The organism is Pseudomonas sp. FP2309 (genome assembly GCF_030687575.1).
Taxonomy (GTDB): domain Bacteria; phylum Pseudomonadota; class Gammaproteobacteria; order Pseudomonadales; family Pseudomonadaceae; genus Aquipseudomonas.
In genome coordinates this window covers 3,115,838-3,139,980 of sequence record NZ_CP117439.1, presented here as the reverse complement: position 1 = coordinate 3,139,980, position 24,143 = coordinate 3,115,838, and the positions used below count along the sequence as shown (strand labels likewise).

Genomic DNA, 24,143 nt, shown 5'->3' with positions numbered 1-24,143 from the left:
GCATTCATGCTAGATTCGCCAAAAATGCCTGTCTCACGAAATCGGGGCGGCAACTGTCGCAAAAAGGGCGAAATGATCAAATCCCTGGATAAATTCCTGCAAGAGATCGACGAGGCCGAGTGGTCCGTGATCAGTTCGGCCACCGATTATCCGCAAAACTGGCTGATCCCCGAGCATAGCCACGAGAAGCACCAACTGCTCTACGCCACCGAAGGGGTCATGGTCGTGCACTCGGCGCAGCGCCAATGGACAGTGCCCCCCAACCGCGGTTTTTGGATGCCCAGCGGGCATGTGCATTCTCTGCGCTGCGTCGGCGCATTGAAAATGCGCAGCGTGTTTGTGCGCGCCGACAGCTTCGCCAATTTGTCCACCGAGACCAAGGTGGTGAGCATCTCGCCACTGCTGAGCGAGTTGATCAAAGCCTCGGTCAGCTTGAAACCGCCGTATGCCGAGGACTCGCGGGATGCGCGCATCATGCACCTGATCCTCGACGAACTGGCCCTCTTGCCGGCCTTGCCGTTATCCCTGCCGCAGCCTGGCGACGTGCGTATTCAGCGCATTTGCCAGGCCCTGCAACAGGACCCCGGCGATGCCTCCACCGTGGCGCACTGGAGTGAGCGCCTGGAGCTGGACCAAAAAACCATTCAGCGCCTGTTTCGCAAGGAAACCGGCATGACCTTTGGCCAGTGGCGCCAGCAGGCACGCCTGCTGCTGGCACTGGAGCGCATGGCGCTGGGAGAGAAGATTATCGATGTGGCCCTGGCTCTTGGTTATGAAAGCCCCAGCGCCTTTACCAGCATGTTCAAGAAGCAATTCGGCAAGACGCCGAGTCAGTTCCTCAAATAGGTTGCGTGTGCCGGCGATCATCGGCCAGCAGGCCGTTGAACGCAGTGACGTCCATCGGCCGACTGAGGAAGTAGCCTTGGCCCTCATCACAGGCCACCGCCTTGAGCATGGCCAGGTGTTCGGCGGTTTCGATGCCTTCGGCGGTTACGGTCAGCGCCAGGGCACGACCCAGTCCGACGATGGCCTGGATGATAGCCTTGTCGTCTGCGCTGTCTTCCAGGCGGGTGAGGAAGCTGCGGTCAATCTTCAAGCCGTCGAACGGGAAGGCGCGCAGGTAGCTGAGGGATGAATAACCGGTGCCGAAATCATCCATAGCAATGCGCACGCCCAGCTGTTTGAGGGTGTGCATGATCTCCAGCGCGCCCACCGCGTCTTCGAGCATCACGCTCTCGGTGATCTCCAACTCCACCCGCGCCGGGTCGATGCCCGAGGTGTTCAGTGCGTGGTGTACGCGCTGTACCAGATCACCGCGTTTGAACTCGATGGGCGACAGGTTCACCGACACAAACAGGTTATCCGGCCATTCGGCGGCACAGGCGCAGGCGGTGGCCAGCACCCAATCGCTTAACGACAGGATCAACCCCGACTCTTCGGCTATCGCAATAAAGGTGTCCGGTGCGATCAGGCCGCGTACCGGGTGCTGCCAGCGCACCAACGCTTCGGCGCCGACCATCTGCCCATCGGCAATGCGATAACGCGGTTGAAAGTGCAAGCGCAATTCGCCGTGCTTGATCGCGTACCGCAGGTCGCTCTCCAGGCGGCGGCGCTCGATGATCCGTGCGTTCATTTCACCCGAATAAAAGCGCCAGGTATTGCGCCCGGCGGCCTTGGCTTCGTAGAGCGCAATGTCCGCGTAGCGCAGCAACTCAGCGACTTCAACGGCGTCATTGGGTGCCAGCGCAATGCCGATGCTGGCGCTGATAAAGACTTCCTGCTCGTCAATGCAAATGGCCTGTTCGATGGCCGCAATCAGCCGCCCGCACAGGTTCTCGACTTCATCCTGGGTGCCGGCCTCGTTGAGGATCAACACAAACTCATCGCCGCCGACCCGCGCCACCAGGTCACCGTGGCGCACGCAAGCGGTCAGACGGCTCGACACTTCATTGAGCACGCGGTCGCCGGCGGCATGCCCGAGCAAATCATTCACGGGTTTGAAGCGGTCCAGATCCAGACTGAGCATGACCAAAGGGCGCTCCGGAGTCGGCAGCGCCTTGAGCTTGCCGTCGAGAAAGGCTTGCAGGCGCGTGCGGTTGGGCAGGCCGGTCAGCGCATCATGCTGGGACAAAAACTCGATGCGCCGCCGCGCCTCGACTTCTTCGGTGACGTCGGTGGCCGTGCCACGAAACCCCCCACACGGCATTTGCCGCGCCGCCAGCCGAGTGGTGCGTTCCTGGCCTTGGGCATCGAGGTAAAGGCACTGTACGTTGAGGTCCGGGCTTCGCTGGGGGTTGCAAAACCATTGCGATAACCGCCCGGCTTCGGTGATCAGCAGATCGTTCATGGCCGCACCCACCCACACGTCGCGGGCCAGCCCTGTGACACTTTCGAAACGCTCCGACAAATAGGTGAAGCGCAACTCGGTATCGATCTCCCAGACCCAATCGGAACTGGCCTCCACCACATCGCGAAAGCGCGCTTCGCTGGTGGCCAAGGCGCTCCGGCTGTTTTGCAGCGACGCGTGGCTGGCGTCAAGGGCAAGGGCGGCGGCCGTGCTGCGGCGCAAAATCACCCAGGTCATCAGGCACACTAGCAGGGCGGCCAGGCCCAGCAGCGGCAGGCCGACACCGATCAGACGCCTGCCGGGTTGTTCGGGCTGCCAGTACAAACTGCCGGCGCTGCCGTTGTCGCCGAGGGGCAAAAACGTGCCCTTGGCGATTTCTTCCGGCGTGGCGATGTGCAGTTTATCCACACCGAAGTCATCGCCGATTACGCCCAGTTTCGCGCTGTCGAGGATGTCGACGAAGATCAGCACCGACGGCTCTCGGTCATCGGCGACCACGGTCGGATCGGTGCCTGTGGTGATGGCGGCGGCGGCAACGAGCGCCGGGCTGCCGCGCACATTGATCAGGGTGCTTATCGGTGTTTCGCTTTCTACGCCGGCCCGCGCTTGTTCGAGCAGTTGGGTGATGGGCTGGTCGAGCCATTCGGTGAGGTCAAGGGTTTGCAGTTGGCCGTCCACCACCGCATACACCGTGCGCCCGGCGTCGTCGACCACAAACAGGCCCTGGAAACCGAAGTCCTGGAACAGCGTGGCGCCGATATTGCCACGGGTATAGGCCCACTCGTTGTCCACCTTGAGGTGCAAATGCTTGTAGGCATCGCTCCAGAACGCATAGTCCTTGACGGTCAGGCGCATGGATTTTTCCATGGACTGCATGGCTTTGCGGGTGTGAAACGCGCTTTCGGCCTGCTCCGACTGGTCCATGTCATGGGCGAGGTAAATCAGCGAATAGGCCGCTGCCGCAAAAACGCCCGCCAGCAGGATCATGAAATTGAACAGTGACGTGCGCGTCAGCGACAGGCTGGTGCGCGTGGACAGCGAACGAACGATAGGAGCAAGGGAGTTAGGCATTGTTTCGCGCAGGGCCACGCTGTCAGTCAGGGGTATGAAAGGCTATCGGCGGCCCGGGGCAAATATTTAGCGCCTCAGGCGCGGCTCAGACGCTGTGCGTGGTCGCTGACGCGTGATGCCGGGCTGCCCGGCAAGGCGTCGCTCAGCGATCATTCGTCGTCAAGTTAGCGAAGAAAATGCAACCAATCAGCCGCGCGAACAGGCTCAGGGTTTCCGGCAGGTTGGGGTCGTCAAACAGCATCGCTCTGGAGTCCAGCGCGCACAGTGCACCGAACAGGCGCCCGTCAGGCAGGAAGATCGGCGCGCCGGCGTAACTCTCGATGGCGAATTGCTTGACCACCGGGCGCGCCGCAAAGCGGCCGTTGGCGCTGATTTGGGGGACGAACAGGGTCTGGGGGTTGATGCAGAACTCGCTGCACAAGGTGGTTTCCAGCTCGAGCACGTCGTCGACATGGATCCCCATGTCCATGGTGTCATGCGCCGAGCAGACCACCCATTCGAGGTCGGTGAACTTGGCGATGCCGGCAAAGCGCATGCCCGTCAGGCGGGTGACCAATTGCAGGATGCTGGTGGTGGCTTCGATTTCGGCGATAGCAGCGCGTTCATCTGCGCTGAGCAGCGATTGTGGGGCGGTGACGCTGGAAAGCATGCTGAACACTCCAAAGGCGTGGTGGTTCAGGCCACCACGCGCGGTCAGGTCTTAGTTGATACGCGGGTGCTGCTGCACCAGAGTCTTGCGTTTGGCTTCAAGCTCGGCAATCTCGGCGTCGATGTCTTCGATCTTCTGCTCGATATTGTCGTGGTGTTCCTGCAACAGCTCCTTGGCTTCTTCCATATCCGACGCGGCCGGGGCCGCACCGCGCAGGGGTTTGTTGGCGGTTTCCTTCATGGTCAGGCCGGTGATCAGGCCGACCACGGCGAACACCATCAGGTAATAAGCCGGCATGTACAGGTCGTTGGTGCTTTCCACCAACCACGCTACGGCGGTTGGCGTAACGCCGGCAATCAACACCGAGACGTTGAACGCGCTGGCCAGTGCGCTGTAGCGCAGGTGGGTAGGGAACATCGCCGGCAGGGTCGAGGCCATCACACCGATAAAGAAGTTGAGGATTACCGCCAGGATCAGCAGGCCGGCAAAAATCAGCCCGATTTTGCCGCTGGTGATCAGCATGAACGCCGGGATCGACAGAAACAGCAAACCTACGCTGCCGGCGATGATGAACGGCTTGCGCCCGATCTTGTCGCTGATAAACCCAATGAACGGCTGCACGAACAGCATGCCGACCATGATCGCGATGATGATCAGTACGCCGCTGTTTTCTTTGTAGTGCAGGTTATGGGACAGGTAGCTCGGCATGTAGGTGAGCAGCATGTAGTACGTCACGTTGGTGGCCGCGACGATGCCGATACAGGTCAACAGGCTGCGCCAGTGCTGGGTCGCAACTTCCTTGAAGGACACTTTGGGACCGTGGCTCAGGCCTTCGCGGTCGCCTTGTTCAAGCTTGTCCATGTGCTGTTGGAAGGCCGGGGTTTCCTCCAGCGCATGGCGCAGGTACAGGCCGATGATGCCCAGGGGCAGCGCCAGGAAGAACGGCAGGCGCCAGCCCCAGGCTTCAAATTCAGCCTCACCCAGCACGCTGGAGATCAGCACCACCACGCCCGCACCCAGCACGAAGCCGGCAATCGAGCCGAAGTCCAGCCAACTGCCGAGGAACCCGCGCTTGCGGTCCGGCGCGTATTCGGCGACGAAGATCGATGCGCCGGTGTATTCACCGCCCACCGAGAAGCCTTGGGCCATCTTGCACAGCAACAGCAGGATCGGCGCCCAGATGCCGATGGAGGCGTACCCGGGGATCAGGCCGATGGCGAAGGTGCTTAGCGACATGATCACAATGGTCGCCGCGAGGACTTTCTGTCGCCCGTATTTATCGCCCAGCGCACCGAAAAACAGGCCGCCGAGGGGGCGAATCAGGAAGGGCACGGAGAACGTACCCAGTGCCGCGATCATTTGGACGCTGGGGGAGGCATCGGGAAAGAACACCTTGCCCAACACGTAGGCGACGAACCCGTAGACGCCAAAGTCGAACCATTCCATGGCGTTACCCAGTGCGGCGGCGGTGATGGCCTTGCGCACTTTGGTGTCGTCAACGATGGTGATGTCGTTCAACCCGATGGGTTTGACGCTTTTCTTACGTAATTTCATGCGAACCACTCTAAAACTGAACTGGGGTGGTGCTATCACAGCGATAGCACCGCTCTGTCAGTTCAGATACAAGCGGACACGAAAAAATTCACCGCTTCGGCTATTTTTTTGCACAGCGAGGTATTCGGGCGGGCGCGGCCTGACCACGCCGTGTCTATCCGTGTGCTGGAAAAGGTCGGTATGCCGTGCATCGGCGCGCTGAACGATGGGCCCGGTCAGCCGCCAAGTCGGGTGTTATGCAGATGTCATCCTACAACTGATCAAATCCGACACATTTGATACCCAAGCGATAGCGGGGTATAGCGCAATCTTTCCGATTGACACAGGGTAGGAGGCTCGATATAAAAGCGGCAGTTGTACGACGACATATGACGTTACATATGTCCTACCTAACAAAAATAAAAAGTGATGCCATGAATCTGAACGAGCCCATCAGTGCCCATCGTGTTGGCCAGGCGGTCGGCAACTATCGCTGGACCATCTGCGCGATGCTGTTTTTCGCCACCACCGTCAATTACCTCGACCGGCAGGTGCTTAGCCTGCTGGCACCGCAGTTGTCGACGCAATTTGGCTGGAGCAACACCGACTACGCCAACATCGCGGCGGTGTTTCAGTTTGTCTATGCGATCTCCATGCTGTTCGCTGGGCGCTTCGTCGACAAAATCGGCACCAAGGCGGCCTACGTGGTCGCGATTGCGATCTGGTCCACCGGCGCGATCATGCACGCGTTCTCCGTGCCGATGGGCGAGGGCATTGCCGCCATCAGCGGTGCGATCGGCCTGGCGGTGATCCCGGTGTCGATTGCCGGTTTCATGCTGTCGCGCGCGGTGCTGGCGATTGGCGAGGCGGGCAACTTTCCCATCGCCATTAAAGCCACGGCCGAGTACTTCCCGAAGAAAGAACGCTCGTTTGCCACCGGTATTTTCAACTCCGGCGCCAACGTCGGCGCGATTCTGGCGCCGATCTGCGTGCCTTTGATCGCGGGTATGTGGGGCTGGGAAGCCGCCTTTATGGTGATCGGCATGCTCGGCTTTCTGTGGGTGGCCGTGTGGGCCGCCGTGTATGAAAAGCCCGAGCAGCAAAAACGCCTGTCGGCCGAGGAACTGGCCTATATCCGCAGCGACCAGGCCGTGCAGCCGTTCACCGAGGCATCTGCCGGTACCGTCGCGAAGAAAGTCTCGTGGTTCAAACTGCTGACTTACCGCCAGACCTGGGCCTTTGCCTTCGGCAAGTTCATGACCGATGGCGTGTGGTGGTTCTTCCTGTTCTGGCTGCCCACTTACCTGTCGGCGCAGTACGCAATGAAAGGCGCGGATATCGTCGTGCCCCTGGCCGTGTTGTACAGCATGACCATGGTTGGCAGCATCGGCGGCGGCTGGTTCCCCAGCTACTTCATGGCGCGCGGCGATGCGCCGTACGACGGCCGTATGAAAGCCATGTTGGTGATCGCGCTGTTCCCGCTGGTGGTGTTGCTGGCGCAACCGCTGGGTTACATCAGTTTCTGGGTGCCGGTGTTGCTGATCGGCGTGGGTGCGTCTGCGCATCAGGCCTGGTCGTGCAACATCTTCACCACCGTGTCTGACATGTTCCCGCAGAAAACCGTGGCATCGGTGGTCGGTATTGGCGGCATGGCCGGTGGCCTGGGCGGTGTGGTGATGACCAAGATCGGCGGTTGGGTGTTCGACTATTACAAATCGATCAACGACATCCATACCGGCTACATGATCATGTTCGCCATCTGTGCGCTGGCCTACCTGGTGGCCTGGAGCGTGATGAAGGTGTTGGTGCCGCGCCACAAGGAAATCACGGACTTGTAATGCGCTGTTCAGCGAGACCCCGTGGCGCAGGTCGGCCGTTTTCGGCCAGCCTGCGCCACGGTCTGCTCGTTGAGTCAGGGTTTACGCGTCACCCGCCACACCGTATTGGCCAAGTCATCGGCAATGATCAGCGCACCTTTGGGATCCACCGTCACGCCCACCGGGCGGCCACGGGTCTTGCCGTCATCACCGCGAAAGCCGGTGGCGAAGTCAATCGGCTCGCCCGCAGGCTTGCCATTGCTGAACGGCACGAAGATCACCTTGTAGCCAACAGGGTTCGGACGGTTCCAACTGCCGTGCTCGCCGACGAATACGCCGTCGGCGAATTTCTCGCCCATGGCCGGGATGGAGAAGTCCACGCCCAAGGCCGCCACGTGTGAACCGAGGCTGTAGTCCGGTTTGATCGCGGCGGCGACTTTCGCCGGGTTCTGCGGTTGCGCGCGCGGGTCGACGTTCTGGCCCCAGTAGCTGTAAGGCCAGCCATAGAACGCGCCTTCACGCACCGAGGTCAGGTAGTCCGGCACCAGGTCCGGGCCCAGTTCGTCGCGTTCGTTGACCACCGTCCACAGTTGCCCGGAGTCGGGTTGGATGGTCAGCGCGGTCGGGTTGCGCAGACCGGTGGCGTAGGGCTTGTGGGCGCCGGTGGCGGCGTCGATCTGCCAGACCATGGCGCGGTCGATTTCCACTTCCATGCCGCGCTCGGTGACGTTGCTGTTGGAGCCGATGCCCACGTACAGCTGGCGCCCGTCGGCGCTGATAGCCAGCGATTTGGTCCAGTGGTGGTTGATCTGCGCCGGCAGGTCGGTGACTTTGGTCGGCGCGCCGCTGGCCTTGGTCTGGCCGTCGGTGTAGTCGAAACGCACCAGCGCATCCTGGTTGGCCACGTAGAGTTTGCCGTCGGCGAACGCCAGGCCGTAGGGCGCGTTGAGGTTTTCGGCAAATACGGTTTTCAGTTCGTAGGTGCCATCACCGTCGGCATCACGCAGCAGGGTCAGGCGGTTGCCGCCTTTGACCTTGGTATTGCCCTGGGCCTTCATCACGCTGGCGATCACATCCTTGGGCTTGAGCTTGGCTGCGCTGCCGCCCCGGCCTTCGGCGACCAGGATGTCACCGTTGGGCAGCACCAAGGTCTGGCGCGGGATCGCCAGGTCAGTGGCGATGGCGGTGACGCTGTAGCCTTCGGGCACCTTGGGCTTTTGCTCGCCCCAGGGGCTGGGTTCGGCGATCTTCATGCTCGGTACCAGGCTGCTTTGCTGCTCCGGCAGTTTTGGGTCCGGGCCACGGGCCTGGGTTGGATCACCGTCACCGCCACAGGCGCTGAGCAGCAGGGCGGCACTCAGCAGGGTCAATGTGCTGGATGGGTTCATTTGGCACCTCCGCAACGCAGGCCGGTAAAGGTCGCCGCGAGGGTCAGCACGGTGACGATCACCGACAGCACCAGGCCGGCGGGCATCATGGCGTAGGCGTCCTTGGCATGCTGGAAGGCATTGACGAGCCCCAGCACCCAGGCCGCCAACAAGAGCAGGAAGTAGGCGAGCGGTTGCCCGGTCTTGTGTTCGGCGCGCAACAGGTTGACGAGCGCGAACAACAACGCAAACCCAGCAAAGACCAGCGCGCCGGCAATCAGCCAGGCGGCGAAGTTGGCCCATTGAATCTGGTAGGTCTGGCCGTAGGCAATATCACTGAGCAAGGCCCCGAGAAACAACGGCACGGTGCCGGCGAGCAAGGTCGCGTGCAGTGGACCTGGCATGGGCCGGTAAGTGGAGAGGGTAGTCATGGTGGGGCGGCTCCTTGTTTTCCAACGTGTTATCCAACACCCCTGGGTGGGGCAGCACATAGGAAATGAGCACGCCGCAAGTAGGAAAGTTCAGCGTGATTGATGTCTAAATATTATGAACCCGCTTGATTGAGCCTGGGCCTAAGGCCGTATCATTCGTTCCTTTCCTCGAGTGCAGGCGCTTTCATGACTCATCCTCGCATCGGCTTCCCCTGCCAGTACAAGCACCCCGAACGCCTGTTGTCCGCCAGTGCCTTGAAATTGATCGAGGGGCCCTTCAATCCGCGCACCACCACACTGCGCTGGATGGACAGCGTCGACGCCCGTGTCGCCCGCGACAAACTGGTCGAAGTGGTCACCCATAACCTGGCCGCGCAATTGCGCTTGCTGGCCTATGTGGCTGAACTGCCACCGACCTTGCACATGCTGCGCCTGAGCAGTGATTTGCTGCCGTTCTACAGCCACCCGAAAGTGGCCGCGGTGTACAAAGACCCCGCCATCGAACGCCAATTGATCGACGGCTTCGCTGCCATCGGCGAACTGGCGCGTGCTGCGGATATTCGCCTGTCGTTCCATCCCGGCCAGTACTGCGTGCTCGGTTCGGAAAACCCCGGCGTGGTGGAAAACAGCCTCGCCGAGTTCGAATACCACGCCGACATGATCCGCATGATGGGCTATGGCCGGCGCTTCCAGGACCTCAAGTGCAACGTGCACATCGCCGGCCGTCTTGGGGTGGAAGGCACCCGCGCAGTCTGGTCGCGCCTGTCAGAGGCGGCGCGCAATTGCATCACCTTCGAGAACGATGAAAAGACCTACGGCCTTGATCACTGCCTGCAAGTGGCCGACCTGGCACCGGTGGTGCTGGACATCCACCACTGCTGGATCAACGAAAACCACTACATTGACCCCGACTCGCCGCGTGTGGCGCGGGTGATCGACAGCTGGCGCGGTGTGCGCCCGACAATGCACTACTCCCAACCCCAGGAAAGCTTGCAGGAACTGGGTTTTGACGCCGAACACAAACTGGAAATGGAGCCGCTGTTGCAGGTAGTCGCCAAGCGCGATCTGTACGGCCACAGCGCGCAGATGTGGAATCGCTGGACCAACGACTACGCACTGCAGTTTTTCGACCGCTTCGACATCATGCTCGAAGCCAAGGACAAGAACGTGGCAGCGTTGGCGTTCTACGAGCATTTCAAGCGTCACTCGGGCTAGAAAGTCGTCGATGCCTCGCTGGAACTCCTGAGCCCCCACAGGGGATACCTGTGAGGGCTGCGAAGGGCGTCAGGTTGCCGCGCTTATCAGGACTTGAAGCGGCCTACCAAGCCATTGAGCTCATCCGACAGATCGGATAAGCGTCCCGAGTCGTCCTGCGCCGAGTTGGCCAGGCTTTCCACCAGGCGCGCTTCGTCGTAGATCTGCTGGATATGCCGGTTGATCTCTTCGGCCACGCTGTGTTGTTCCTCGGCGGCGGCGGAAATTTGCAGGTTCTGGTCGCGGATTTCATTTACCGACAACTGGATGCCTTCAAAGCTGTCCCGCGCGCTTTCGATGGACGACACGCTGGCCCGTGACAGGTCCAGGCAACTGCCCATTTTTTGCGTGACTTCTTCGGTCTTGCTGCCCAGGGTGCCGAGCAGTTGCTCGATCTCGCCGGTGGAGTCGGACGTACGTTTGGCCAGCGCGCGGACCTCGTCAGCCACCACGGCGAAACCTCGACCCTGGTCACCCGCGCGGGCCGCTTCGATGGCGGCGTTGAGCGCCAGCAGGTTGGTCTGTTCGGCAATCGCGCGGATGGTGCCGATGATCTGGTTGATACTGCGGCTGCCGGCTTCCAGCTCGACCATCGCCTCGGACGATTCGGTCAGGCGACGTCCCAGGCGGTTGACGTTATCGGTGGTCTGTTCGATCTGCTGTTTGCCTTCGGCCACGCGGCGATGGCCGTTCTCGGCAGACTCCGCCGCGCCGCTGCACGAGCGCGCAACCTCGTTGGCCGTGGCGACCATCTCGTTGAACGCCGTCGAGACCAGTTCCACTGCCTCACGCTGGCGCCCGGCGGCTTCGTTCATGTTGTGCGCGACCTCGCTGTTGACCTTCGAGGCGTTCTGCAAATTGGCCGAGGCCGCGCCAATGTGCTGGATCAACTGGCGAATCGCGGCAAGAAACTTGTTGAACCAGCCCGCCAGTTCGGCGGTTTCGTCTTTGCCTTGCACCTGCAACGCGTGGCGCAGGTCGCCTTCGCCCTCGGCGATGGACTGCAAACCGCTGCTGACCTGACCGATTGGCTTGACGATCACTTTGGAAAACGCCGCCGCGAGCAAGCCGAAGACCAGTACCAGCACACCAACGATGACCGCCGTGACGTAGGTCATGCGCGTGGCTTCGGCCATCACTTCGTTGTGTTCGATCAGGCCGATGTAGCGCCAGCCCAGGCCGGGCGAGGTCCACACGTTGGCCATGTAGCGCACGCCGTCGATCTCCACGTCGGTGGAACCCTGAGGCGTATCCGCCAGGTGCGCATAGGGCGCGCCCAGGTCTTTGAGCGGCTTGAAGCTGTGGGCGGCGTCCCGTGGGTCCACCAACACCACACCGTCTTCGATCAGCATCACGTAGCCGCTTTCGCCAAGCTTGATGCTCTTGACCAACTCGGTGAGGTTTTTCAGCGACACGCTGACCACGAACACGCCCTTGGCTTTGCCGGCGTTATCCAGCAATGCGCGTGCGGTGCCCACCAGGGCCACGTCGTCTTTGTCGTAGTAGTACGCCGGGGTGCGCACGGTTTTGCCGGGGCTGGCCATCGCCGCTTTGTACCAGGGGCGCGCGCGTGGGTCGTACTTGGCCAGTTGCGGGTCATCCGGCCATTTGACGTAGGTGCCGTCCTCCAGGCCGATGGACAGGATGGCGGCTGCCGGGTGGGTCGCGCCGTAGCGTGCGAAGCGGTCGATCACGCTTTGCGCTTGGGCAGGCATGGGCAGGCTGGCCGCGTCGGCGGGTTGGTAGTTCTTTAAGGTGTTGATGGAGGTGTACACAGGATCGGTCGCCATTTGATCGACGTTCTGCAGTGTGCCGTCGAAGAACTGGCGGATATTGCCGTCGATCTGGCGGATTTCCCGGGTGCTGCCGTCGATAAACTGGTCGACCGCCTGGGTCCGTGTGTTCATGACAGAAATCACCGCCACCAGGCTTACCGGGATGAACGCGACAGAGACAAAAGCCAGCACTAGCTTATTTTTTATTTTCATCGAAACGACCATCAACGTGGAGGGCGGCCAAACCGTCGTCTTGCGCAAGCCAAGCGCGGCGATTTGCTATGACTGATGTTTCGGCGCGTACCGGCTAAACCTTTAGGGTTTTTTGTACACAATACAAAACCCGATTGTTCTGTATCCAATCAGTACACATCACGCAGATAACGTTTCTGCTCACTTAATTGCCGCCAGTAGTCCACCGCGTCTTCTGCGCCAAGCCCGCCGTGGGTTTGCGCCACTTGGCGCAGTGCCTGGTCGACGTCCTTGGCCATATGGCTCGCGTCGCCGCAGACGTACAGCCTGGCGCCGTCCTGCAGCCAGCGCCACAGCTCGGCGCCGTGCTCACGGATGCGGTCCTGCACGTAGATCTTCTGGGCCTGGTCGCGGGAAAACGCCAGGCTCAAGTGGGTGAGCAGACCGTCGTGCTGCAGGCCTTGCAGCTCGTCCTTGTAATAGAAGTCGCTGGCGGCGTGCTGCTCCCCAAAAAACAGCCAGTTGCGGCCCTGATGCCCCATTGCCCGGCGTTCCTGCAAGAACGCGCGAAACGGCGCCACGCCTGTGCCGGGCCCGATCATGATCATCGGCACCTCACCGTCGCCTGGCGTGCGGAAGTGCTTGGACGGCTGCACGAACACCGGGACTTCGTCGTCACCAACGCGGTCTGCCAGGAAGGTCGACGACACGCCCTTGCGCTTGCCGTAGCGCACGGCGGCCACGGTGAGGTGCACTTGCTGCGGGTAGGCCTTGGCGCTGGAGGCAATCGAATACAGGCGCGGTTGCAGGCGCTTGAGGGTGCCGAGCAGTTCGTCCGCCGTGCAGTCGATGGGGTAGTGCTGCAGCACATCCACCAGTTGCCGGCCCCACAGCCAGTCTTTGAGCTCAGCCTTGTGCTCGGGGCGCAGCAACTGTTCAAGGCCCGCGTTGGCGCTGCGCTGCGCGATAAAGGCGAGGGTCTCGCTGCTGGGCCGGGCGATTTCGAAGTGTTGGGTGAGCGCCTGTTGCAGCGGCACGTCCCCGAAGGTGTCGATGTTCACCAGCGTGCCTGCGCTCAGGTGGGTCAGGTCAAGCAGTTCGCTCACCAGCTCGGGGCAGTTGCGCGGGCGCACGCCCAGGGCGTCGCCGGCTTCGTAGGTGAGCCCGGAGTCCGCCAGGTCGAGGGCGAACTGGCGGGTTTCCTTGTGCCGGCTGTCGGGGTTCAAGTGCCGGTTGAGCAACAGGCGCGAACCATGCAGCTTGGTTTTGCCGGCGGGGGTGGCCTGGGTGATGGGTTTGGCCGGGTTGAGGGTATGCTGGAGGCGCGTCAGCCAGGCGTCGGCGCGTTCTTCGAAGTCGGTGTCGCAGTCGACCCGTTCCAGCAGGCGCGTGGCGCCCAATTCCAACAGGCGCTGGTCAAGCCTTTTGCCGTGCCGGCAGAACTGGTCATAGTTCGGATCGCCCAGGGCCAGCACGGCAAAGCGCAGGGACTCCAGTCGCGTTCCAATGCTGCTGAGGCCGTGCCAGAACGCTTCGCCATTGTCCGGTGGATCGCCGTCGCCAAAGGTGCTGCTGATCAACGCCAGGGTTTGGGTGCTGGCCAATCGGCTGGCGGGGAAGTCTGCCATCGCGCTCAGTTCGACGCTGATGCCTGCTTCCCGCAGGCGCCTGGCGCAGCGTTCGGCCAGGGCTTGGGCGTTGCCGGTCTGCGAGGCCCACAACAAGGTGACGTCGGGGGAGGGCGCAGGGGCGGTTTCGCTGCGGCTGAACAAGCCCGCGAGCAAACCGTCCAGCCACAATCGGGCGTCCTGGGTCAACGGCGCACTGGCCGGCATCACTGGCACACCCTTGGCCTGGCGCGCGGCACCGGATTGCAGGCCGTTGAGGAAACCAGCGAGGTAGGTGCGTTCGCTGTCGCACAGGGCCGGTGCCGGCAGGTCGCGGATGCCGGTGAGTTCGGCGAAGGCGTCGAAGCGCGACATGGCGGGGGCCTCTGCAAGGGCATGGGCGGCGGCGGCCGGTTGCTCGAGAAAGCGGTGCTCGATCAGTTCGACACGGGCCAGTGCGACGGCGCAGCACTTGAACTCCGGCTGCAGCGAAATCGGGTCGACGGCGTCGTGGGTCACGGCATTGATCGCCAAGTGCTCGCCAAACACGTCGTTCCAGTGAAAGGGCGCAAAGCAGTTGCCGGGGCGTACCCGGTCGGTGATCACGGCGGGCAACACCGCGCGCCCACGCAGGGAGCGCACTTCCACCGGGTCCTTGGCACGGATGCCCAGGCGCGCGGCATCCTCGGGGTGGATTTCCACGAAGGGGCCGGGGTTGAGTTTGTTCAGGGTGGCGACCTTGCCGGTCTTGGTCAGGGTGTGCCACTGGTGCTGCACACGGCCGGTGTTGAGCACGAAGGGGAAAGCGTCATTTGGCAGTTCCGCCGGTGGCATGTGCGGCCGAGGGTAGAACCGGGCTTTGCCGGTGTCGGTGGCGAAGGTGAGTGTGCCGTTGTGCGCGTAGCGGATCGGGTTGCGCGGCGCTGCCTCGTTGGATGCGCAGGGCCATTGCAGCGGTTGTTCACGCAGGCGGGCGTAGCTGGCGCCGCGCATGTCGTAGCCGGTCTTGGGGTTCCAGGCGTGTTTGATTTCTTCAAACACCTCGCTGGCGCAGGTGTAGGTGAACGCCTCGGCAAAGCCCATGGCACAGGCGACCCTGGCGATGATCTGCCAGTCGGGCAGGGTTTCGGCGGGCGCATCGACGGCTTTTTGCATCAGGGTCAGGTTGCGTTCTGAGTTGATCATCACCCCTTCAGCCTCGGCCCATAGCGCGCCGGGCAGCAGGATATCGGCGTAGCGGTTGGTTTCGGTGTCGAGGAACGCGTCCTGGGTGATCACCAGTTCGGCGGCGCGCAGGCCGTCGATCACGGTCTGGCGGTTCGGCACGCTGGCCACCGGGTTGGTGCAGATGATCCAGCAGGCTTTGATCTGCCCCGCGGCCAGTTGCTCGAACATCGCCACGGTGCCGCCACCGGCCTGGCGCGGCAGGCGATTCTGAGGGATCTGCCACAGGTCTTCGATAAATCGGCGATCGGCTTCCACCAGCACTGAGCGTTGTCCTGGCAGGCCTGGCCCCATATAGCCCATCTCGCGTCCGCCCATGGCATTGGGCTGGCCGGTCAGGGAAAACGGCCCGCTGCCGGGGCGGCAAATCGCGCCGGTGGCCAGGTGCAGGTTGCACAGGGCGTTGGTGTTCCAGGTGCCGTGGGTGCTCTGGTTGAGGCCCATGGTCCAGCAGCTCATCCACTCGGCGGCTGTGCCGATCCAGTCGGCGGCTTGGCGGATATCGGCTTCGGCCAGACCGGTGATCTCGGCCACGGTGTGCGGCGGGTAGTCTTCGAGGAAGCCAGGCATCGCCTCCCAGCCGTCGGTGAAAGCTTCAATAAACGCCGGATCGGTGTGGCCGTTCTTCACCAGCAGGTGCAGCAGGCCATTGAGCAGCGCGAGGTCGGTGCCCGGTTTGATTGGCAGGTACAGGCCGGCCTTGTCCGCCGTGGCGCTGCGCCGAGGGTCGACCACGATCAGTTTTGCCCCGGCTTTGACCCGGTCCATCATGCGCAGGAACAGGATCGGGTGACAGTCGGCCATATTCGCGCCGATCACGAAGAACAGCTCGGCGCGGTCGAAGTCTTCATAGGAACCGGGCGGGCCGTCCGCACCCAGTGACAGTTTGTAGCCGCTGCCCGCGCTGGCCATGCACAGGCGCGAGTTGGATTCGATGTTATGGGTGCCGACAAAGCCCTTGGCTAACTTGTTGATCAGGTACTGGGCTTCCAGCGACATCTGCCCGGACACGTAGAAGGCCAGTGCGTCCGGGCCATCGCGGTCGAGGATATGCCGCAGGCGGCCAGCGGTTTCGCTGATGGCCTTGTCCATGGCGATGCGCACCGGGTCGTGCTCGCGGTGTTCACGCAAGTAGGCATTTTCCATGCGTCCGGACTCGGCGATGGCTTGCCCGCAGGTGGTGCCCTTGGTGCACAGGCGGCCGAGGTTGGTGGGGTGGGCCGTGTCGCCGATCACCTTGACCACTTTATTCTGCTCGACCTGCATGACGATGCCGCAGCCCACGCCACAATAAGGACACACGCTACGTACGCTTTGGTTTGCCATCTGTAACCCTCGAAACTTTTTACCCGCCAACAAAAAAGCGCCCTGCAACCCGCCGTTCGTAAACGGGGGTTGCACGGCGCCTTTGTCGTGTGTGGGGCAATCAGCGTTGACTGCTCTTGAGGTGTTCCTAGCAAGTCACGCGCCAGGTTTTTCCAAGCACTGGCATGCGCGGCGTTGTGGTGTGAGAAGACGTGTGTGGTGAGCGGGCTTGCTGTGGTGAGTGAGGCCAGCCCGCTCACTGCAACACGCTCAGAGGTGCGCTTTTTTGAGGCGGCGCGCACCAGTTGGAGGCGCAATCCGGGCTGATTGGGCTATTAAAATGGCGTCGGCAGCCATGAGCACGCGGCCTCGCCAGTTTGGCACAGACCCTGCAAGCTCCCCCGCAATCCCACTCGGTCAACGACGATCGACAGGCCCTAACAGGTCATGGGCATAAAGCGATGGATCCGGCGAAGTCGTCCGAACCGATCCCGCATAAGAACAGGCAAAGACGCCTGGAACCGCAAGGTTTCAGGCGTTTTTTTTTGCTTTTTTTAACCGTGATGAGTGTTGTCGGGTGCTGATATGAACTCCAAGATCGCCAGTAGCAAACAAACCCTGATCGTCGTCGGCAATGGCATGGTCGGCCACCACTGTGTGGAGCAACTGATCGAGCGCGGCGCGCTGGAACGCTACCAACTGCACGTGTTCAGCGAAGAGCCGATGCGCGCCTATGACCGTGTGCACCTGTCCGAGTACTTCACCGGTCGCGATGCCGAGTCGCTGGCGCTGTCCGAAGCGGCGTTGTACCAGACGCCGGGCATCACGCTGCACTTGGGTGTGCCGGTACTGGAGATCGACCGCGAGCGCCGCGAGGTGATCACCGCCCAGGGCTGCGTGGCGTACGACAAACTGGTACTGGCCACCGGCTCTTACCCCTTCGTGCCGCCGATCGAGGGCGCTGAAGGCGATTCACGCCTGGTGTACCGCACCTTGCAGGACCTCGATGCGATCCGCGTTGCGGCGGCCAATGCGCGGCGCGGCGTGGTGGTCGGCGGTGGCCTGCTGGGCCTGGAGGCGGCCAACGCGCTGAAAAGCCTCGGCCTGGAAGCCCATGTGGTGGAATTCGCACCGCGCTTGATGCCGGTGCAGTTGGACGACTTCGGTGGCCTGGCGCTCAAGGCCCAGATCGAACGACTGGGCGTCGGCGTGCACCTGTCCCGCGCCACCCAGTCGATAAGCGCGGGCGAGCAGTACCGCTACCGCATGAACTTTGCCAATGACGAATTCCTCGAAACCGACCTGATTGTGTTCTCGGCCGGCATCCGTGCCCAGGACGCCCTGGCGCGTCAGGCCGGCCTGGAGATTGGCCCGCGCGGTGGCGTGGTGATTAACGATGAATGCTTGAGTTGCGACCCGCACATTTATGCGATCGGCGAGTGCGCATCGTGGAACGGCAGCCTGTTCGGCCTGGTCGCGCCGGGCTACCAGATGGCGCGCGGGGTGGCTGCATTGCTGTGCGAGCAGGCCGCCGAACCCTTTGTCGGCGCCGATATGTCGACCAAGCTCAAATTGCTGGGCGTGGATGTGGGCTCCATCGGCGACGCCCATGCGCACACACCCGGCGCGCGCAGCTATCAGTTCATCGACGAGGCCAGCGCCAGCTACCGCCGCCTGGTGGTGGACGCAAGCGGCAAGCACGTGATCGGCGCTGTGCTGGTGGGCGACAACAGCTATTACGACACCTTGCTGCAATACATGCAGAACGCGATTGCGCTGCCGGCCGAACCGGCCAGCCTGATTCTGCCGTCCTCGGCCGGCGCGCCAACCCTGGGCCCTGGCGCGCTGCCGGAATCGGCCACCGTGTGCTCGTGTCACAACGTCAACAAAGGCGCGATCTGCTCGGCGATTGACGCCGGGTGCAGCGACCTTGGCGAACTCAAATCCCAGACCAAGGCCTGCACCGGTTGCGGTGGCTGCGCCGGGCTGCTCAAGCAAGTCTTCGAACACGAGTTGATCGCCCGAGGCGTCAGCGTCGACAAGAGCCTGTGCGAACACTTTGCCTACACCCGCCAGGAACTGTATGCCCTGGTGCGCGTGGAAGGGGTGATCACCTTTGAAGAACTGCTGGCCAAACACGGCCGTGGCCATACCGGTTGCGACGTGTGCAAACCGGCGGTGGGCTCAATCCTGGCCTCGTGCTGGAACCAGCCGATCATGGACGCCTCCCTGGTGCCATTGCAGGACACCAACGACACGTTCATGGCCAACATGCAAAAGAACGGCACCTACTCGGTGGTGCCGCGTATTCCCGGGGGAGAGATCACCGCCGACAAGCTGATCGTGATCGGCGAAGTGGCGAAGAAATACGACCTCTACACCAAGATCACCGGCGGCCAGCGCATCGACCTGTTTGGCGCGCAACTGCATGAGCTGCCGGATATCTGGGCCGAGCTGATTGCCGCCGGTTTCGAAACCGGGCATGCCTACGGCAAGTCCACGCGCACGGTGAAGTCCTGCGTGGGCAGCACTTGGTGCCGTTATGGCGTGCAGGACAGCGTGAAAATGGCGCTGCTGATCGAGGACCGCTACAAGGGCCTGCGTTCGCCGCACAAGCTCAAGTTCGCGGTGTCCGGTTGCACCCGTGAATGCGCCGAGGCCCAGAGCAAAGACGTGGGGGTGATCGCCACCGAGAAGGGCTGGAACCTTTACATCGCCGGCAACGGCGGCATGCGCCCGCGCCATGCCGAACTGTTCGCCACCGACCTCGACGACGCCACGTTGATCAAGTACATCGATCGCTTTTTGATGTTTTACATCCGCACCGCCGACAAGCTGCAACGCACCTCGGTGTGGCGCGAAAGCCTGGAAGGCGGCCTGGACTTCCTCAAAGACGTGATCCTGCACGACAGCCTGGGCCTGGGCGCCGAGCTCGAAGCGCAGATGCAATTGGTGGTCGACCGCTACGAATGCGAATGGGCCAACGCCCTCAAAGACCCGGAAAAACTCAAGCGCTTCCGCACCTTCGTCAACGACAAACGCCCCGACCCGGACATCCACTTTGTCCAGGAGCGCGGCCAGCGTCGGCCGATCATGGCCGCCGAACTCAACCTGATTCCCGTCATCGAGGAGATTGCCTGATGAGCCACTCCAATACGCAGCGCAACCTGGCTACCTGGAAAAGCGTGTGCAACGAGACCGACCTGGTGCGCGATTCCGGCGTGGTGGTGTGGCTCGACGGCGCCCAGGTGGCACTGTTCTACCTGCCCGGCGCGCAGGAGCAGACGTTATTCGCCATCGACAACCACGACCCGGAGTCCGGGGCGAATGTGATCGGGCGTGGTTTGGTGGGTTGTATCAAGGGGGATCTGGTGGTGGCTGCGCCGATCTATAAGCAGCATTACCGCTTGCACGATGGGCAGTGCCTGGAGGCACCACACCAGCGCTTGCGCGTGTGGCCGGTACGGTTGAACGGCGGGGTGGTGGAGTTGGCTGTGAGCTGATGCACTACGGTCTTCAGGTGGGGGGGGCACGCCCTGATGCCCAGCAGTCAACGGCGAGCACTGTAACGACGGCGAGGGCGGCAGGGTTCTGCGTCCAATAGGCGCTGTATGTGCCCCCTCGCCGCTGAGCTTGACTTAGCGATTGAAACGCTCAACCAACGCATACTGCGTGGCCGCAGTGTTGGTCAGTTCTTTGCTCAGGTCGGTGGATTGATGGGCTTGTAGCGACGTCTGGTCGGCCAGTTCGGCGATGGTGGTGATGTTGCGGCTGATCTCTTCGGCCACCGCGCTTTGCTCTTCGGTGGCTGCGGCGATCTGGGTGGTCATCTCGGTGATATGGGACACCGCTTCGCTGATCCCCACCAGCGCCTGATCCGCTTCGAGCACCCAGGCCACGCCTTCCTGGGCCTGACGGTGGCCGTTTTCCATGCTCTGCACGGCATTGTTGGAGGATGTCTGCAATTGGGTGATCAGGGCGTGGATCTGGGTGGTGGACTGCGAGGTGCGTTGGGCCAGTTGGCGCACTTCATCAGCCACCACCGCAAAACCACGGCCTTGTTCGCCGGCACGGGCGGCTTCAATTGCGGCGTTGAGCGCCAGCAGGTTGGTCTGATCGGCGATGCCTTTGATCACGTCCACCACGCTGCCGATTTCGTCGCTGTCCTTGGCCAATTGCGCCACGGTAGTGCCAGTCTCGCCGACCACCGCAGACAGGCGCTCGATGGCCTGGCGGGTGTCGCGCGCGACTTCGCGGCCGCGTCCGGTCAGCACGTTGGCTTGCTGGGTGGCGTCGGCGGTGCGCTGCACATGGCTGGCGACTTCCTGGGTGGTGGCGGCCATTTGGTTGACCGCAGCCGAGACCTGTTCTGTTTCGTGGCGCTGGCGGTCCAGGCCTTTGGAGCTGGCAGTGGCCAGTTGATCGGACTGCCCGGCCAGGGCGCTGAGTTGTTCGGCGCTGTCCTGCAGACGGGTCAGGCAGGTCTTCAAGCGTGCGTTCTGGCTGAGGAACGCGGTTTCCAGGCGTCCCTGGGGCCCGCGCGCGTCGCTGTACATCTGGGCGATCAGGGCATCCGAAGTGGAAGGCTCGACCCCCGCCAACAGGCGCAAGGTGCTGCCCTGGCGCCAGCGTGAACAGAGCAGGCCCACCGGCACGGCGACCGCCACGGCCAGCGCGACAGCAACCGGCGCGCTGAGAAACAGGCCGGCCACACTGCCGACCACACCCGTGGCTGCGTAGGGAACGCAACTTGCCAGCGCCGGCAGCCACGCATCCATGGGCGACACGCCGGACTTGCCCTGGCGCAGGCGCAGATACAGGGCCTCGGCGCGGCGGATTTGATCGGCGGTGGGCTTGACCCGCACCGATTCGAAACCCACCACCCGGCTGCCCTCGAAGATCGGCGTGACGTAGGCGTTGACCCAATAGTGGTCGCCGTTTTTCGAACGGTTCTTGACGATGCCCATCCACGGCAGGCCTTGCTTGAGCGCGCTCCACATGTGCGCAAAGACGGCAGGGGGCACGTCCGGGTGGCGCACGATATTTTGCGGCGCGCCGATCAGGTCGGCCCGTTCAAACCCACTGATTTCGACAAAATCGTCGTTACAATAAGTGATGCCACCCTGGGTATCGGTGGCGGAAATGAGTTTTTGTTGCGGCGCGAGTGAGATCTCACGTTGTGTTACGGGCTGGTTATTACGCATTCCGACTACTCCCTGATTCCTCACAGTCCATCGGCGCCAACTGGCAGAAGATTAATGCACATTGGCCATTTCGCCAGCCGTCGGTCAAAAGCCTGAAATAAATCGACGAAAAACCCCATAATGGCGGCCATTTTTGTTTAGCCCGTATTCTGGTGTACCCCCATGGAAATCAAGGTCAACTTTCTCGACAACCTCCGACTTGAAGCCAAGTTCGATGACTTTACGGTGATTGCCGACCAACCCATTCGCTATAAAGGCGATGGTTCGGCACCGGGGCCGTTCGACTATTTCCTGGCGTCGTCCGCGCTGTGTGCGGCGTACTTTGTGAAGTTGTACTGCCAGACGCGCAACATCCCCACCGACAATATTCGGCTGTCGCAGAACAACATCGTCGACCCGGAAAACCGCTATAACCAGATCTTCAAAATCCAGGTGGAGTTGCCGGCGGATATCTCCGAGAAGGACCGCCAGGGCATCCTGCGCTCCATCGACCGCTGCACTGTGAAAAAGGTGGTGCAGGCCGGGCCCGAGTTTGTGATCGAAGAAGTGGACAACCTCGATGCCGATGCGCAGGCCTTGTTGATGCCGGGCAGCACATCCGAAGGCGGCACCTTTATCGCGGGCAAGGACCTGCCGCTGGAGCAGACCATCGCCAATATGTCCGGGATTCTCGCCGGGCTGGGCATGAAGATCGAAATCGCGTCGTGGCGCAATATCGTGCCTAACGTGTGGTCGCTGCATATCCGCGATGCCCATTCGCCGATGTGTTTCACCAACGGTAAAGGCGCAACCAAAGAGGGGGCCCTGGCCTCGGCGCTGGGCGAGTTCATCGAGCGGCTCAACTGCAATTTTTTCTACAACGACCAGTTCTGGGGCGAGGAGCTGGCCAATGCGCCGTTCGTGCATTACCCGGATGAGCGCTGGTTCCAGCCGGGCCCCAACGACGAACTGCCGGCTGAAATTCTCGATGCCTACTGCCGCAAAATCTACGACCGTGAGGGTGAGCTGCGCGGTTCGCACCTGTACGACACCAACTCCGGCAATGAAGCGCGCGGCATTGTTTCGCTGCCGTTCGTGCGCCAGTCGGATGGCGAGGTGGTGTATTTCCCCTCCAACCTGATCGAAAACCTCTACCTCAGCAATGGCATGAGCGCCGGCAACACCCTGGCCGAAGCTCAGGTGCAGTGCCTGTCGGAGATTTTCGAGCGGGCGGTGAAGCGCGAGATCATCGAAGGCGAATTTGCCTTGCCGGACGTACCGGCGCAGGTGCTGGCCAAGTACCCCGGCATTGCGGCCGGCATTGAAGGCCTGCAAGCCCAGGGCTTCCCGGTACTGGTCAAGGATGCGTCCCTGGGCGGTGAGTTCCCGGTGATGTGCGTGACCCTGATGAACCCGCGCACCGGCGGGGTATTCGCCTCGTTCGGCGCCCACCCAAGCCTGGAAGTGGCGCTGGAACGCAGCCTGACCGAACTGTTGCAAGGCCGCAGCTTCGAAGGCTTGAACGATTTGCCGCAGCCGACCTTCGAAGCCCAGGCGGTGACCGAACCGAACAACTTCGTCGAGCACTTCATCGACTCCAGCGGCGTGGTGTCGTGGCGCTTCTTCAGCGCGCAGTCGGAGTATGAGTTCGTCGAGTGGGACTTCTCCGGCGAAGGCGAAGACTCCAACGCCCAGGAGGCCGCGACCTTGTTCGGCATTCTCGAAGGCATGGGTAAAGAGTCGTATATGGCGGTGTACGAACACCTTGGCGCCACGGCGTGCCGCATCCTGGTGCCGGATTATTCGGAAATCTACCCGATGGATGACCTGATCTGGGACAACACCAACAAGGCGCTGTTTTTCCGCGCCGACATCCTCAACCTGCACAGCCTTGACGAAGAGCAGTTGCAGGCGCTGGTTGAACGCCTGATCGAGAGCGAGCTGGACGACTACACAGATATCGCCACCCTGATCGGCATCGAGTTCGACGACAACACCGCGTGGGGTCAGTTGACCATCCTGGAGTTGAAGCTGCTGATCTTCCTGGCCTTGAAGCAATACGAAGAGGCCAAAGAGTGCGTGGAGATGTTCTTGCAGTACAACGACAACACCGCTGATCGCGGCCTGTTTTACCAGGCGTTGAACGCGGTGCTGGAGATGGAACTGGACGACGACCTGGAGCTGGCCGATTACGAAACCAACTTCCGGCGCATGTTTGGTGATGAACGGATGGACGCGGTGATCGGCTCGGTTGAGGGCAGCGTGCGGTTCTACGGGTTGACCCCGACCAGCATGCAACTTGAAGGCCTGGACCGCCACCAGCGTTTGATTGAAAGCTACAAGAAACTGCACAGCGCGCGAGCGGCACTCTCCAGCCGGTAACCGCGC

15 protein-coding genes and 1 pseudogene are annotated in these 24,143 nt (G+C 62.0%); 7 read left to right on the top strand and 9 right to left on the bottom strand.

The genetic code is table 11. The features are described 5' to 3' along the window. The first annotated feature begins 24 nt into the window (after positions 1–24). Positions 25–846 carry a helix-turn-helix domain-containing protein gene (locus PSH59_RS14295; protein ID WP_305392978.1) on the top strand — a complete coding sequence of 274 codons (822 nt, stop codon included), beginning with the start codon at positions 25–27 and terminating at the stop codon, positions 844–846. On the opposite strand, the gene PSH59_RS14290 is transcribed toward PSH59_RS14295, so the two are convergent. The 3 genes from PSH59_RS14290 to proP all read right to left on the bottom strand — a co-directional run bounded on the left by PSH59_RS14290 (position 839) and on the right by proP (position 5,621). Then, positions 839–3,418: an EAL domain-containing protein gene (locus tag PSH59_RS14290; RefSeq protein WP_305392977.1), complete on the bottom strand. Its 2,580-nt coding sequence runs from the start codon at positions 3,416–3,418 to the stop codon at positions 839–841. The two genes, PSH59_RS14295 and PSH59_RS14290, sit on opposite strands and share 8 nt — an antisense overlap. 142 nt (positions 3,419–3,560) lie before the next feature. After that, entirely contained in the window at positions 3,561–4,067 is a 507-nt protein-coding gene (locus PSH59_RS14285) for a GAF domain-containing protein (protein WP_248080798.1), read from the bottom strand. A gap of 51 nt (positions 4,068–4,118) precedes the next feature. Continuing rightward, a complete protein-coding gene (proP, locus tag PSH59_RS14280) occupies positions 4,119–5,621 on the bottom strand; it encodes a glycine betaine/L-proline transporter ProP (RefSeq protein WP_248080801.1) in 1,503 nt (500 codons plus the stop codon). A gap of 413 nt (positions 5,622–6,034) precedes the next feature. Here proP and PSH59_RS14270 point away from each other — a divergent pair, with 413 nt between their 5' ends. Continuing rightward, positions 6,035–7,438, top strand: a complete 1,404-nt coding sequence (locus PSH59_RS14270) for an MFS transporter (protein WP_305392976.1) — start codon at positions 6,035–6,037, stop codon at positions 7,436–7,438. A gap of 74 nt (positions 7,439–7,512) precedes the next feature. Here PSH59_RS14270 and PSH59_RS14265 read toward each other — a convergent pair whose 3' ends face one another. Next, a complete protein-coding gene (locus PSH59_RS14265) occupies positions 7,513–8,805 on the bottom strand; it encodes a sorbosone dehydrogenase family protein (protein WP_305392975.1) in 1,293 nt (430 codons plus the stop codon). Beyond that, the gene (locus PSH59_RS14260) at positions 8,802–9,215 is read right to left on the bottom strand and encodes a DUF2231 domain-containing protein (protein ID WP_248080809.1); all 414 of its coding nucleotides are present in this window, start codon (positions 9,213–9,215) and stop codon (positions 8,802–8,804) included. The genes PSH59_RS14265 and PSH59_RS14260 overlap by 4 nt, the downstream gene beginning before the upstream one ends. A gap of 186 nt (positions 9,216–9,401) precedes the next feature. Between PSH59_RS14260 and uvsE the strand changes: the two genes are divergently transcribed. Further along, complete coding sequence (uvsE, locus tag PSH59_RS14255) at positions 9,402–10,430, top strand: UV DNA damage repair endonuclease UvsE (RefSeq protein ID WP_248080811.1); 1,029 nt, start codon at positions 9,402–9,404, stop codon at positions 10,428–10,430. Positions 10,431–10,516: 86 nt separating this feature from the next. On the opposite strand, the gene PSH59_RS26385 is transcribed toward uvsE, so the two are convergent. After that, positions 10,517–11,221 (bottom strand): methyl-accepting chemotaxis protein, encoded by a 705-nt coding sequence (locus PSH59_RS26385; protein ID WP_370694432.1) that lies wholly within the window; start codon positions 11,219–11,221, stop codon positions 10,517–10,519. Positions 11,222–11,419: 198 nt separating this feature from the next. After that, positions 11,420–12,259, bottom strand: a pseudogene (locus PSH59_RS26380) (cache domain-containing protein); the annotation flags it as partial. Between the two features lie 115 nt (positions 12,260–12,374). On the opposite strand from PSH59_RS26380, the gene PSH59_RS14245 reads away from it, so the two are divergent. Next, positions 12,375–12,533, top strand: a complete 159-nt coding sequence (locus PSH59_RS14245; RefSeq protein ID WP_248080816.1) for a hypothetical protein — start codon at positions 12,375–12,377, stop codon at positions 12,531–12,533. A gap of 73 nt (positions 12,534–12,606) precedes the next feature. Here PSH59_RS14245 and PSH59_RS14240 read toward each other — a convergent pair whose 3' ends face one another. After that, the gene (locus tag PSH59_RS14240; RefSeq protein ID WP_305392973.1) at positions 12,607–16,593 is read right to left on the bottom strand and encodes a bifunctional nitrate reductase/sulfite reductase flavoprotein subunit alpha; all 3,987 of its coding nucleotides are present in this window, start codon (positions 16,591–16,593) and stop codon (positions 12,607–12,609) included. Positions 16,594–17,157: 564 nt separating this feature from the next. Here PSH59_RS14240 and nirB point away from each other — a divergent pair. After that, positions 17,158–19,713: a nitrite reductase large subunit NirB gene (gene nirB, locus PSH59_RS14235; protein WP_305392972.1), complete on the top strand. Its 2,556-nt coding sequence runs from the start codon at positions 17,158–17,160 to the stop codon at positions 19,711–19,713. After that, the gene (gene nirD / locus PSH59_RS14230; RefSeq protein WP_248080824.1) at positions 19,713–20,075 is read left to right on the top strand and encodes a nitrite reductase small subunit NirD; all 363 of its coding nucleotides are present in this window, start codon (positions 19,713–19,715) and stop codon (positions 20,073–20,075) included. Before nirB ends, nirD begins: the two co-directional genes overlap by 1 nt. A gap of 135 nt (positions 20,076–20,210) precedes the next feature. Here nirD and PSH59_RS14225 read toward each other — a convergent pair whose 3' ends face one another. After that, positions 20,211–21,689, bottom strand: coding sequence for a PAS domain-containing methyl-accepting chemotaxis protein (locus tag PSH59_RS14225; protein ID WP_370694431.1), 1,479 nt, complete (start codon positions 21,687–21,689; stop codon positions 20,211–20,213). Between the two features lie 249 nt (positions 21,690–21,938). On the opposite strand from PSH59_RS14225, the gene PSH59_RS14220 reads away from it, so the two are divergent. Continuing rightward, positions 21,939–24,137 carry an OsmC domain/YcaO domain-containing protein gene (locus PSH59_RS14220; RefSeq protein WP_305392971.1) on the top strand — a complete coding sequence of 733 codons (2,199 nt, stop codon included), beginning with the start codon at positions 21,939–21,941 and terminating at the stop codon, positions 24,135–24,137. Positions 24,138–24,143: the final 6 nt, after the last annotated feature.

Coding starts and splice junctions, on each gene's coding strand:
- PSH59_RS14295 (WP_305392978.1), top strand. CDS start 25: ATGCCTGTCTCACGAAATCGGGGCGGCAACTGTCGCAAAAAGGGCGAA.
- PSH59_RS14290 (WP_305392977.1), bottom strand. CDS start 3,418: ATGCCTAACTCCCTTGCTCCTATCGTTCGTTCGCTGTCCACGCGCACC.
- PSH59_RS14285 (WP_248080798.1), bottom strand. CDS start 4,067: ATGCTTTCCAGCGTCACCGCCCCACAATCGCTGCTCAGCGCAGATGAA.
- proP (WP_248080801.1), bottom strand. CDS start 5,621: ATGAAATTACGTAAGAAAAGCGTCAAACCCATCGGGTTGAACGACATC.
- PSH59_RS14270 (WP_305392976.1), top strand. CDS start 6,035: ATGAATCTGAACGAGCCCATCAGTGCCCATCGTGTTGGCCAGGCGGTC.
- PSH59_RS14265 (WP_305392975.1), bottom strand. CDS start 8,805: ATGAACCCATCCAGCACATTGACCCTGCTGAGTGCCGCCCTGCTGCTC.
- PSH59_RS14260 (WP_248080809.1), bottom strand. CDS start 9,215: ATGACTACCCTCTCCACTTACCGGCCCATGCCAGGTCCACTGCACGCG.
- uvsE (WP_248080811.1), top strand. CDS start 9,402: ATGACTCATCCTCGCATCGGCTTCCCCTGCCAGTACAAGCACCCCGAA.
- PSH59_RS26385 (WP_370694432.1), bottom strand. CDS start 11,221: ATGGTCGCCACGGCCAACGAGGTTGCGCGCTCGTGCAGCGGCGCGGCG.
- PSH59_RS14245 (WP_248080816.1), top strand. CDS start 12,375: ATGACAGAAATCACCGCCACCAGGCTTACCGGGATGAACGCGACAGAG.
- PSH59_RS14240 (WP_305392973.1), bottom strand. CDS start 16,593: ATGGCAAACCAAAGCGTACGTAGCGTGTGTCCTTATTGTGGCGTGGGC.
- nirB (WP_305392972.1), top strand. CDS start 17,158: ATGAACTCCAAGATCGCCAGTAGCAAACAAACCCTGATCGTCGTCGGC.
- nirD (WP_248080824.1), top strand. CDS start 19,713: ATGAGCCACTCCAATACGCAGCGCAACCTGGCTACCTGGAAAAGCGTG.
- PSH59_RS14220 (WP_305392971.1), top strand. CDS start 21,939: ATGGAAATCAAGGTCAACTTTCTCGACAACCTCCGACTTGAAGCCAAG.